Below are 12422 nucleotides of genomic sequence, written 5' to 3'. Positions count from 1 at the left end.
TGACATTTTGCTATAGAAAAAAGAGCTATTAGTGCTTATTTCAAAAGCACTCTAGCTTCTTTTTGCATCAAAAATCGCCAGTTCCCCCTGTCGCCAGAGACTCAAACTTGGTGATCCTGTTCAGGAATGCCAGCTTGACAGTACCGGTAGGGCCGTTACGCTGTTTGGCAATAATGACTTCAGCCACCCCCGGCTCCTTACAGGCATCTTTGGTGTAATACTCATCGCGATAAATGAACATAATGATGTCAGCATCTTGCTCAATGGCACCAGACTCACGCAAGTCACTCATCATGGGTCGTTTGTCTGGGCGCTGCTCCACACTACGGTTCAACTGAGACAAGGCAATCACAGGACATTTGAGCTCCTTGGCTAACATCTTCAAACCTCGGGAAATTTCTCCCAATTCAGTAGCACGGTTTTCGCCATTACTTCCACTGGAACCGCTCATCAACTGAAGGTAGTCGACCACGATCAACCCCAATTGCCCACATTGACGTGCCAGACGACGCGCGTTAGCCCGTAACTCACTGGCCGTCAGGCCTGCAGTTTCGTCAATATGCAGCGAAATGGTACGTAACTTTTCAATCGCCTCAGACAAGCGTGGCCACTCATCATCGGTCAATTTTCCGGTGCGTAAATGGCCCTGATCGATTCGTCCAATAGAACCAACTATACGAACAGCCAACTGGGCTGCACCCATCTCCATAGAAAAAACCGCAACTGGTAGTCCCTCATTCAAGGCTACATGCTCAGCAATATTGATGGCGAAAGCAGTTTTCCCCATGGAGGGACGCGCTGCCAATACAACCAAATCACCCGCTTGCAATCCCGCAGTCATGCGGTCCAAGTCATAGAAACCTGTGGGTACACCCGTGACATCATTGGCATTTTCTGCCATTTCCTGGACCCGATCCAGCAAATCAACCACCAAAGTGTCCATGGCTTGAAAACCTTGTTTGGTTCTCGCGCCTTCTTCCCCAATATTGAAAATCTTCTGCTCTGCCTCATCCAGAATGGAGGCTACTGGCCTCCCCTTTGGATTAAAGGCGTTGGCCGATATTTCTTCACTAGTCGAAACCAATTTACGCAAAATCGAGCGTTCTCGAACGATTTCCGCATAACGACGGATATTGCCAGCGCTGGGTACATACTGTGCGAGCGCATTGAGATAACTCAGTCCGCCAATCTCTTCAGCCTTGCCAGAACTCTGCAACTGCTCATACACCGTGATGACATCTGCTGGCTTGGATCCGTTGATCAGCACACTCATAGATGCAAACACCGCTCGGTGCTCATAGCGGTAAAAATCCTGCTCAGTTAATACGTCACTAACCCGATCCCAGGCAGCATTGTCCAATAACAGGCCGCCGAGCACACTGGATTCAGCTTCGATGGAGTGTGGTGGAATACGTAGTTGGGCGACTTGGCGATCCACGCCAAAGTCATTCGCCTGGGTGGAGGGTACAACAGACATGATAATTTCCTTGTAGCTTCAAATGCTACGATGTACGGCTTCAGGTGTCGAGTGAAAGGCTGGTGAAAAGTCTTGTACAAGTTGTGCACAAGCTGTGTAAATGACGCAAAGTCACTGATAAAAAAACAAAAGCCGCCAAGGCTTTCGCCTGGCGGCTTTATATTTACAACTGAAAATTAAGCTGTTTCGCCGTAAACAGATACGGTGATTTCAACCACTACATCCGTGTGCAAAGCCACACTTACCGTGCTGTCGCCAACAACCTTGATGGGACCATTAGGCATACGAACTTGTGCTTTTGTAACAGCAAATCCTGATTTTGTAAGCTCTTCAGCAATGTCAGCATTGGTTACTGAACCAAACAAACGACCATCCACACCCGCTTTTTGTGTCAGCTTACAGGTGGAGCCAGCTAACTTTTCACCAACAGCTTGACATTCAGCCAATTTGACTGCAGCAGCTTTTTCAAGTTCAACACGACGTGCTTCAAACTCTTGCTTAGCAGATGCAGTAGCACGGCGAGCGCGACCAGATGGGATTAAGAAATTTCGGGCATAACCGTCTTTCACACGAACGATTTCACCGAGGTTACCAAGGTTAACAACCTTGTCGAGCAGAATGATTTGCATGATTTTTTTCCTTAGATCTTGTGCTGATCGCTGTAGGGCAACATCGCCAAAAAGCGTGCGCGCTTGATAGCAGTGTTGAGCTGGCGCTGGAAAATAGCACGTGTGCCAGTCAAACGGGCTGGAATGATTTTGCCGTTCTCAGCAATGAAATCACGCAATGTGTCGATATCTTTGTAATCAATCTCTTCAACACCTGTCACAGTGAAACGACAAAAGCGTTTGCGTTTGAAGAGTAAGTTTTGAGCTGGGCGCTTTGGGCGCTTATCTTTATTATTGAAACGTTTTGGTCCGGCCATGATGGACTCCTTAAATATTTAGGAAAGCTTTAATCTTTAACGAATTCTTGAATGTGAAACACGAGCTGTTTGGTGCCGAGTGGGGTTGCCAAGAAACCTTTGAATATCCAACTGCTGCCAATGTCCTGATGCGCCAACCGCTCCGCGATTGAAGCAAAACTCACCGACCTCACAAGTGCTTTAACTTGCCTAACTTGACCAGCCTCAGTTACTTCCGAAACATGCTCAAGCCTACAATTTAGCGCAGGAACTCCAGAGGGGGTGTATCGCAATACATCAATTTCAGCCAAAACAGCTGCCAAGGTCAGTTTATTGGACTCCGCACTCACCACTCACTAACGCGCAGACAATCAAGCCTGGTATTCGGCTTGTTGCGTCTTGCGAGCATCTTCACGTTCAACTGTTTTCATCATTGAAGAGGGGCCAGTCTCAGCTTTCTTCTTCAACACTGTCAAATGGCGCAACACAGCGTCATTGAACTTGAAGGCGTGCTCAAGTTCAGCCATCACAGCTTGGTCAGCTTCAATGTTGACACACAGATAGTGAGCCTTAGCCAGCTTGTTGATCATATACACCAATTGGCGACGACCCCAATCCTCAACACGGTGTACTTTGCCGCCACCAGCAACAATCATGCCTTTGTAGCGCTCTAGCATAGCTGGAACTTGTTCGCTCTGATCCGGGTGGATCATGAGGATGATTTCATAATGACGCATTAAAACTCCTTCTGGATAAACCTCTATTGAGGCAAGAAAACCACCCTCAGCGTCTCATTGAGGTGCGGTAAGGTAAGCCGGTTATTATAGCTTTTTTATCGAACCAACTCAAACCCTGGGAGCATGAGACGTAGGGGTCAATAGGCTGACCAATAACGTAACGATCAAACCAGCACCAACTCCAAACACGCCAGCAGACACAGGCTCAATATCAAACCACAAACCAGGGCCACGCAGCCCTAACATTGACCTCACCACTGGCGCGTTGATCATCATGTAATAAAGCGTTAAACCCAAACCAGTCAACATGCCACAGATCGCACCTTGACGTGTAGCTTTAGACCAAAAAATCCCAAGAGTCATTGCCGGAACAAACGCTGCTCCTGCTAATGAAAATGACGCTGAAACTAAATAAAGAATATCGGCTGGCCTTTGAGCCGCCACATAAGCCGCCAACAAGGCGACCAATAACAACGCAAACTTCGACAACATCACGCGCCTGACGGCATCAGAGCGGATACTTTCACCTTTGTAAAACAAATCATGCGCCAGGGCATTTCCAATAGTTAACAACAAGCCATCTGCAGTTGACAGGGCTGCAGCCAAGCCGCCAGCAGCAACCAAACCGGATACCACATATGGTAAACCAGCAATTTCTGGAGTCGCCAACATCACAATATCTGCACCAAGCTTGAGCTCAGCGAACTGCAAAATATGATCCCCATTAATATCGCTGACTGAAATCAGTGTGGGATCTACCTTGGCCCACTGCATGATCCAAATGGGCAATTCATCAAACCTCTGTCCTACTAAATTCCCCATGATCTCAAACTTCACCAAGACAGCTAAAGCTGGTGCAGCAAGATAAAGAAGCGCAATAAAAAACAACGACCATGTCACCGAGTTTCTGGCTTCAGCCACGTTACGTGTGGTGTAAAAACGTGTTAATAAATGCGGCAAACCTGCTGTGCCAATCATCAAACAAAACATCAAAGCAAGAAAATTACGTCTCGAAGTATTGAATAAGTACTGATCGTTTTCCGAGCCTTTTGAATCACCTGCAAAAGGGCGCGTGTGTTCAGGCATACCAGCCAAAGGTTGTGCACGCTCCATATTCTCAAGCATGGCCCGCGTCCAGCGATCACGTGCAATCTCTTCGTCGCGTGGCATGTTGGCCAATTCTCGACGCGCAGCAACAATAACAGACTCATCTGCATGCGACTCTGTCAGGCGTTTGATTTCTTCTTTACGAAGTTTTCTTTCAGCTTCAAGCGAATCAGGTACGTTGCTTAATTTGAGAGCGAAGTCTGTAGAGCGTTTTGCATATTCATAAATCACATCCTGTTCGGCCGTTGATGCCATTAATTGGCGTTCTAATGCGGCAATTTTGTGTAACTGTTGACCATAAACCAAGGGGGCAAGGGGATTTCCCAACTGTTTATATGCAAGCCACGATACTGGGATTAAAAAAGCCAAGATCAATACAACATATTGTGTTACTTGGGTCCAGGTCACGGCACGCATACCGCCCAAAAATGAACATACCAACACCCCGCCCAACCCTAGCAAAATACCAATTTCAAATTGCACACCGGTCAAACGCGAAGTAATTAAACCTACACCGTAAATTTGGGCAACCACATAAGTAAAGGAACACAAAACTGCTGCCCATGCTGCAATAATTCGCGGCCAGCGGCCCCCATACCTCACACCAAAATAGTCAGGTACGGTGTATAAATTCATTTTGCGCAGATGTGGTGCTACCAACAAGGACACGAGACAAAACCCGCCCGTCCACCCCAATACATAAACCAGACCACCAGGTTGAGAACCAGATCCTGAGAATCCCTGCAAATAAAGCCCCCCAGCCATGCTGATGAATGAAGCAGCACTCATCCAATCAGCCGCCACGGCCATACCGTTGTACATTGCAGGAATGCGCCGACCTGCTACGTAATACTCAGAGACAGCTGACGTACGACCATAAATACCCACTAACGCATAAAAAAACACGGTGGCAAATAAAAAAATGGCACCTACCCAAATTTTTCGCAAACCGGATTGCTCAGCCAGCGTTAGAACCGCTAAAAATATCAAAAAAAACAAAACAAATAATGCAAATCGCTTGTGAATGCGCCAAACATACCGTTTATAGGCTGGATCTGGAACTTCGTCTACGCCCTCCAGCCGATTGGCAAACCATGCAAACAGTGCTACCACCAAAATAAAGATCAAGACACTGCCTTGTGCAGCAAACCAGTATGCCAAAGGCCATCCTGCGACGATTTGCTGCAGGTCTTGAGCAAAAAAAACCAGCCCAAATGAGGCCAAGAACCAAAAAAACAAAAGCCAGCCTCGCAAGCTTGACACACTTGCGAGAGGCTGGCTCTGCGGCTCGATTTTATCTGGGTTCATCATCGAAAGATGATGGCACCCACTGGTGCCACGTACTATAGGTGTTTTCTATTGCTTGGCAAGATTTTGCCAAGTTGCCACCACAGTATCTGGGTTTAATGAAATTGAGGAAATACCCTCTTTCATGAGCCAATGAGCAAAATCAGGATGATCACTGGGACCTTGACCGCAAATGCCAATGTATTTGCCCTCTGCTCGGCAAGCGCTAATAGCCATACTGATCAACGTAGTCACGGCAGGATCACGCTCATCAAAATCTTTGGCTAAAAGCTCCAAACCTGAATCGCGATCCAAGCCCAGAGTAAGTTGAGTCAAGTCATTAGAGCCAATCGAGAAGCCATCAAAATACTGTAAAAAATCCTTAGCCAAAATAGCATTACTCGGAATTTCACACATCATGATCAGCTTGAGGCCATTTTCACCACGCTTGAGACCTTGTGCTGCCAGCAACTCAGTCACCTTTTGAGCTTGACCCAATGTTCGAACAAAAGGCACCATCACCTGGACATTGGTCAGCCCCATATCCTGACGAACACGTTTAAGAGCTTCACATTCCATGGCAAAAGCTTCGCCAAAATCCTCACTCACATAACGTGCAGCACCACGGAAACCCAGCATTGGATTTTCCTCTTCGGGCTCATAACGGCTGCCCCCAATGAGCTTGCGATATTCGTTACTCTTGAAGTCTGAAAGACGAACAATCACGGGTTTCGGCCAAAATGCAGCAGCAATGGTTGCAACACCCTCGGCAACTCGATCAACATAGAAGGCACGTGGAGATGCATGGCCTCTAGCCACAGACTCCACTGCTTTTTTCAAATCAGAATCAATGTTGGGATAGTCAAGAATAGCCTTCGGATGCACACCAATATTGTTATTGATGATGAACTCCAACCGAGCCAAGCCAACACCCGCATTGGGCAATTGACAGAAATCGAAAGCCAATTGTGGGTTACCCACGTTCATCATGATCTTGACATCAATTTCGGGCATGGAACCACGCTGAACTTCAGTCACTTCCGTTTCGAGCAAACCATCATAGATAAAGCCAGTGTCACCTTCAGCACAACTTACGGTGACCAACATGCCGTCTTTAAGAATTTGGTCAGCATTGCCACAACCGACGACAGCAGGAATGCCTAACTCGCGCGCAATAATGGCCGCGTGACACGTACGACCACCACGGTTAGTCACAATGGCAGAGGCACGCTTCATCACAGGCTCCCAATTCGGATCTGTCATGTCTGTCACCAATACATCGCCCGCTTGCACGCGATCCATTTCGCTTATGTTGTGCACAACTTTGACCGGGCCAGTGCCAATTTTTTGTCCAATCGCTCGTCCCTCGACTAATACAGCACCTTTGCCTTTGAGCTTGTAACGATGCTCTACTTTGCCTGCAGCCTGGCTTTTCACCGTTTCAGGACGCGCTTGCAAAATGTACAACTCACCATCCAAGCCATCTTTGCCCCATTCGATGTCCATGGGTCTTCCATAATGCTCTTCAATCACCAACGCATAGGATGCGAGCTTTTGCACATCTGCATCAGTTAGCGAATAACGGTTTCTCAACTCGGTTGGGACATCTGTGGTTTTAACCAACTTACCTGTCGCTGCCTTTTCTTCAGGCGTAGAAAACTGCATCTGGATCAATTTAGAGCCCAAATTACGCCGAATCAAGGCTAAATTTCCCGCCTTGAGCATCGGCTTATGGACATAGAACTCATCCGGATTCACTGCACCCTGCACCACCGTCTCACCCAAACCGTAGCTTGAAGTAATAAAAACGACTTGATCAAAACCAGATTCCGTATCCAGTGTGAACATCACGCCCGCAGCACCCAGATCGGAGCGGACCATACGTTGAATTCCAGCACTGAGCGCTACATGTTCATGCGCAAAACCTTTATGAACCCGATAACTGATAGCACGGTCGTTATATAACGAAGCAAACACCTCACGAATTTTGTGCAGCACATCCTCAATACCTGTCACATTGAGGAAAGTTTCCTGTTGCCCAGCAAAAGAAGCATCTGGCAAGTCCTCCGCAGTGGCGGAAGATCGAACTGCGAAAGAAGCCTGATCACTGCCACCAGATAAAGTGGCAAAAGCCTTGCGAATTGCTTGTTCAAGATCAGCCGGGAACGGTTGGCTTTCTAGCATTGCACGAATTTCTGCACCAGCCACAGCCAAGGCATTTACATCGTCAGCATCAAGCAAACTCAAGCGTGCATTGATTTTGCTGGCCAAATCACCAAATGCTAAAAATTCACGAAAAGCATGAGCAGTGGTCGCAAAACCTGTAGGTACTTTGACACCAGTCGGTAAATTGGAGATCATTTCACCTAAGCTAGCATTTTTACCACCAACCGAGTCCACATCGGTCATCCTAAGATTTTCAAAAGGAACGACCAAATCGGTCGGTGCGAAAAGATCAGACATTACAAGACTCCAGAAGTTAAAAAAACTGGCTTGCCAGACAAACCGCAGCATCAGCTAGCCTGGACAACGAAAACCGCTTACTTTTGAATTGTGTTGTTGAGCCGGTTACCGTTAGATAATTGGTTGGATAATTTAATATTGTAGAGCTTGCAAATAGCCCCAGGCTGCATCAAATTCACCATAAAGATGCGCGGCCTTGCGCCCAACAGTGCGATTCATTTGACCAACCTTGATATTTATATGCCCAACCGCACCGTTTTTTTTGTATCTGATGGCACCGGCATCACGGCCGAAACATTTGGCGGAGCCATACTTGCCCAGTTTGAAGCCAACTTGCACCGTGTTCGATTGCCTTTTGTAGACACGGTAGATAAGGCACACCAGACCGTCAGACAAATCAATCAGGCTGGTGCTCATGACAATAAACGGCCCATTGTGTTCACAACATTAGCCAATGATGAAGTTCTCAAAGTTATCTCGGACGGATGCAATGGGATGCTATTGGACATGTTCAGTACTTTTGTTCACCCCTTGGAAAAAGAACTGGGTATCAAATCCAATCACCGAATAGGCCGGTTCAGCGACTCCAGTAAAAGCAAGCAATACCAGTCACGAATTGATGCTATAAATTTCTCACTGGATCATGATGATGGTCAATCACACCGCGACCTGGCAAGTTCTGACGTGATATTGGTAGGAGTCAGTCGTAGCGGGAAAACACCCACATCCCTTTATTTGGCAATGCAGTATGGACTGAAGGCCTCTAACTACCCACTGATCCCAGAAGACTTTGAGCGTCAAGATTTACCTCCAGCCCTCAAACCACATCAAAAAAAACTATTTGGTTTAACGATCCAACCAGAGCGATTAAGTGAAATTCGCAATGAACGCCGACCGAATTCAAAATACGCATCGCTTGAAAATTGTCGCCATGAAGTTCAGCAAGCAGAGGCAATGATGCGTCGTTCCGGCATTCGCTGGCTATCAACCACAACCAAATCAATTGAAGAAATATCTGCGACTATTCTTCAGGAGTTGCGTCCAGAACAGCTAGCTTTTTGAATTCTGGTTGGCTTTGGCTAAAGTGAGTTGACCTACGTGCTGGGTCAACGCGATGGAATTAAACAGGATATGGAATTTAACGTGCTCATCAGCTTTACGCTGTATTGGTCAATGTAACCTTAACCTGATCAAAGCCCCAAGGCTGCAATACCAGCACGTGCAATTTCAGCATCTTCGATCGACTTCACGCCGCTGACCCCCACAGCGCCCAAACAAAAACCATCTTTCATGATCGGCACACCACCTTCAAGCATGCCAGTGATTACGGGGGCACTCAAAAAAGAACTTCGCCCACCATTGATCATCTCTTCATAAACCTTGCTCTCGCGACACCCCAAAGCGGCTGTATGTGCTTTTGCAGGTGCAATGTGAACTGAAATAGCTGCAGCACCATCAAGCCGCTGTAACCACAGCAAATGCCCGCCATCATCCACGACAGCAATCGTGACCGCCCAATTGTTCTGGGTTGCATGAAGCTCTGCAGCTTGTGCGATGATTTTCACATCTACGAGTTGAAGCATTGGTTTGCTTTGCATAATGAATTGCCTTGATCTTGATTAAGAAGGATAGGATCATCAAGCATACCGCGCTACAGCATTTGTATTTCCATCAACCCGGTCACAGGTATCCTCATAAAAAGTAGGAACTGGATCAATGAATATTTCTTGAAAATGACTGCTCAACCCTAAAATGTCATCTGTTTTAGTCTTTCCCCTTTTATAGGAGTTCATCAATGACCCAACGAATTCAATCCATTGAGCCTAGATATGGTTATGGTTCAGAGGTACAAGAACGCAATAAAGTATTGCGCAACACCTACTGGTTGCTGGCCATGAGTCTTGTGCCTACGGTACTAGGTGCGTGGCTGGGTGTCGCTACTGGAATCACCCAATCTTTGACGGGCGGACTAGGAATGATCGTATTTTTGGGTGGTGCATTCGGATTCATGTATGCCATCGAAAAAACCAAAAATTCAGCGACTGGTGTTCCTGTTTTACTGGGTTTTACCTTTTTCATGGGGCTGATGCTTTCGCGCATGATTGCCATGGTGCTGGGTTTCAAAAACGGCTCTGACCTGATCATGACCGCTTTTGGCGGTACGGCTGGTGTATTTTTTGTCATGGCCAGCCTCTCCAGTGTAATCAAACGCGACCTATCCGGCATGGGCAAATGGCTGTTTGTGGGTGCGCTGGCCATCATGGTCGGCGGCATCATCAATGTGTTTGTGGGTTCCACAGCAGGCATGATGGTGATTTCAATGATGGCCATTGGAGTGTTCAGCGCTTACATGCTCTATGACTTGAAACAAATTGTGGACGGCGGTGAAACCAACTATATCAGCGCCACATTGGCACTGTATCTGGACATCATCAACGTGTTCCAGAGTTTGCTGGCACTGTTAGGTATATTAGGTGGCGAACGCGACTAATCCCTTTGTAACTCCTTGAAAAAGGGCCTCTTGAGGCCTTTTTTCTCGCCTTAGATATTTCCCTACGTCAACACTTAAGACACATAATTTAACCAATTGTTTATCTTTGAGTCTTTGCGAACTATGTCCAAACACCTGCTGATTATATTTACAGCACTGTTGCTGTCAGCATGTGACCTGCTAGGTCTAGGGCCTGACCCGCGCATTGCACAAAAAGAAGCTGAAGCCAAAGCAATTGGTGGAGCTTGTCGCTATGGATTGCGAGGTATCGAGGATTGCTACACTCTAAATAAAGGCATCAACAAAGCCGCTATTTTTGACGGCTGGCGGGAAATGGATGCCTATATGCGTGAAAACAAAATGGAAGGTGCAAAAACTGAAATTGCACAGCCTGCACCACCAATACCAACGACTATTCCGGAGGAGGAAGTCATTTCGGAATCGAAACCAAAGGCAAAAAACAAGGCTGCAGCGCACTAATTCAAATTAAACCCGTGTATTCAAATACAGCCATGCTTTCCACGTGTGCCGTGTGAGGGAACATATTAACCACACCAGCGGCTGTACAACGGTAACCTGCCTGATGAACCAGTAAGCCAGCATCTCTGGCTAAAGTGGATGGATTGCAACTCACATACACAATACGTTTGGGTGGCTGCCAAAGCTGTGCACCTGGAGTTACAGGCACATCTGAATCTCCCAGCTTTTGCTGATGTAAATCAGCCAGGGAACGCACCAATGCAAAAGCACCTTCTCGCGGCGGGTCAACCAGCCACTTATCGGAAACACCGTCTTGAATCAACACATCAGGTGTCATTTCAAAAAGATTTCTAGCTACAAATTTTGTAGCTGCCAACGGTTTATTAACATACGCTATAGCCTGATTTTTTATAAAATTCTCACAAGATCTGGCAACCAGCGTCTCACTCCCTTCTATACCCAAGACCTCCCCGGCACGCGTCGCAATAGGCAGGGTAAAGTTACCCAAGCCACAAAACCAGTCAATCACGCGTTCATGTTTTTGTGCATCTAGCAGACGCAAAGCACGCGACACTAACACCCGGTTGATCTGCGGATTCACTTGGGTAAAGTCAGTGGGCTTAAATGGCATGATGATGCCAAACTCGGGCAAGGCATAAGTCAACAACTCCCCCCCCTCATCAAGCAAACGCACTGTTTCTGGCCCCTTGGCTTGCAACCACCACTGTACGCCCGCATTTTCTTGGGCAAAAACACGCAATTTAGTCAAATCACCCGAGGTAAGCGGTTCAAGATGCCGTAACACCAACGCCGTCACCCGATCACCACAAGCCAACTCGATTTGTGGGCAGGTCTCCACCGCATCCAACGAGGCAATCAACGCTCGTAGCGGCATCAGCATGGCACTCACATTCGAGGGCAACACCGGGCAGATTGACATGTCGGCTACATAACGACTCTTACGCTCATGAAACCCCACGAGAACAGTGCCCTTTTTACGCACAAAACGTACCGACAAACGGGCCCGGTAGCGGTAACCCCAATCAGGGCCTTCGATCGGTCGCAAAATCATGTCAGGCTTGACTTTGCCCAAATGCCAGAGGTTATTTTCCAGGGCACGTTGCTTAACAGCGATCTGGGCACTGGGATGAAGATGCTGCATCTTGCAACCTCCACAAGCCCCTGTATGCAAACCAAAATGCGGACAAAACGGCTCTACACGTTGCGAAGATGCCTGATGAACTTGAGTGAGAGTACCCTGCTCCCAATTGTTTTTGGTACGGTTGATGTTGGCACTAACATATTCAAAAGGTAATGCGCCTTCAATAAACACCACCTTGCCGTCAGCCTTGTGTGCAACACCTTGAGCATCCAAATCCAAGGATTCCACATGTAACCAGTGATCAGGCACAGCAGATGCGGAGGCCGTCTTATCTATAGATTCAGTCATGAGTAAAAAATGAGAAAAACCCAACT

12 protein-coding genes are annotated in these 12422 nt (G+C 47.2%); 3 read left to right on the top strand and 9 right to left on the bottom strand.

The annotated features are described in order from the left end of the window. Positions 1 to 67 precede the first annotated feature (67 nt). From dnaB to ppsA, 7 genes are all read right to left on the bottom strand, one after another. The gene (gene dnaB, locus LDN84_RS10795) at positions 68 to 1477 is read right to left on the bottom strand and encodes a replicative DNA helicase (protein WP_223912369.1); all 1410 of its coding nucleotides are present in this window, start codon (positions 1475 to 1477) and stop codon (positions 68 to 70) included. Between the two features lie 176 nt (positions 1478 to 1653). Next, entirely contained in the window at positions 1654 to 2106 is a 453-nt protein-coding gene (rplI, locus tag LDN84_RS10790; protein ID WP_223912367.1) for a 50S ribosomal protein L9, read from the bottom strand. Between the two features lie 11 nt (positions 2107 to 2117). Continuing rightward, the gene (gene rpsR, locus LDN84_RS10785; RefSeq protein WP_011464487.1) at positions 2118 to 2402 is read right to left on the bottom strand and encodes a 30S ribosomal protein S18; all 285 of its coding nucleotides are present in this window, start codon (positions 2400 to 2402) and stop codon (positions 2118 to 2120) included. A 29-nt stretch (positions 2403 to 2431) separates the two neighbouring features. Continuing rightward, the gene (gene priB, locus LDN84_RS10780) at positions 2432 to 2704 is read right to left on the bottom strand and encodes a primosomal replication protein N (RefSeq protein ID WP_255610538.1); all 273 of its coding nucleotides are present in this window, start codon (positions 2702 to 2704) and stop codon (positions 2432 to 2434) included. A gap of 48 nt (positions 2705 to 2752) precedes the next feature. Then, positions 2753 to 3118, bottom strand: a complete 366-nt coding sequence (gene rpsF / locus LDN84_RS10775; RefSeq protein WP_223912361.1) for a 30S ribosomal protein S6 — start codon at positions 3116 to 3118, stop codon at positions 2753 to 2755. Between the two features lie 108 nt (positions 3119 to 3226). Continuing rightward, positions 3227 to 5533, bottom strand: coding sequence for a VC_2705 family sodium/solute symporter (locus LDN84_RS10770; protein ID WP_435405935.1), 2307 nt, complete (start codon positions 5531 to 5533; stop codon positions 3227 to 3229). A 48-nt stretch (positions 5534 to 5581) separates the two neighbouring features. Then, a complete protein-coding gene (gene ppsA / locus LDN84_RS10765) occupies positions 5582 to 7975 on the bottom strand; it encodes a phosphoenolpyruvate synthase (protein WP_223912356.1) in 2394 nt (797 codons plus the stop codon). A gap of 240 nt (positions 7976 to 8215) precedes the next feature. Here ppsA and ppsR point away from each other — a divergent pair, with 240 nt between their 5' ends. After that, on the top strand, positions 8216 to 9037 hold the full coding sequence (ppsR, locus tag LDN84_RS10760) for a phosphoenolpyruvate synthetase regulatory kinase/phosphorylase PpsR (RefSeq protein ID WP_223912928.1): 822 nt from the start codon (positions 8216 to 8218) through the stop codon (positions 9035 to 9037). A gap of 128 nt (positions 9038 to 9165) precedes the next feature. On the opposite strand, the gene LDN84_RS10755 is transcribed toward ppsR, so the two are convergent. Continuing rightward, positions 9166 to 9573 (bottom strand): GlcG/HbpS family heme-binding protein, encoded by a 408-nt coding sequence (locus LDN84_RS10755; protein WP_223912353.1) that lies wholly within the window; start codon positions 9571 to 9573, stop codon positions 9166 to 9168. A gap of 197 nt (positions 9574 to 9770) precedes the next feature. Here LDN84_RS10755 and LDN84_RS10750 point away from each other — a divergent pair, with 197 nt between their 5' ends. Then, entirely contained in the window at positions 9771 to 10466 is a 696-nt protein-coding gene (locus tag LDN84_RS10750; RefSeq protein WP_223912350.1) for a Bax inhibitor-1/YccA family protein, read from the top strand. Positions 10467 to 10589: 123 nt separating this feature from the next. After that, complete coding sequence (locus tag LDN84_RS10745; RefSeq protein ID WP_223912348.1) at positions 10590 to 10946, top strand: hypothetical protein; 357 nt, start codon at positions 10590 to 10592, stop codon at positions 10944 to 10946. 1 nt (position 10947) lies between these two features. Here the strand turns inward: LDN84_RS10745 and rlmD are convergent, their stop codons facing one another. Continuing rightward, the gene (gene rlmD / locus LDN84_RS10740; RefSeq protein ID WP_223912345.1) at positions 10948 to 12396 is read right to left on the bottom strand and encodes a 23S rRNA (uracil(1939)-C(5))-methyltransferase RlmD; all 1449 of its coding nucleotides are present in this window, start codon (positions 12394 to 12396) and stop codon (positions 10948 to 10950) included. Positions 12397 to 12422: the final 26 nt, after the last annotated feature.

Origin of the sequence: Rhodoferax lithotrophicus (assembly GCF_019973615.1) — a bacterium.
GTDB classification, from domain to species: Bacteria; Pseudomonadota; Gammaproteobacteria; order Burkholderiales; family Burkholderiaceae_C; genus Rhodoferax; species Rhodoferax lithotrophicus.
This window is presented reverse-complemented; position numbering and strand designations above follow the sequence as displayed.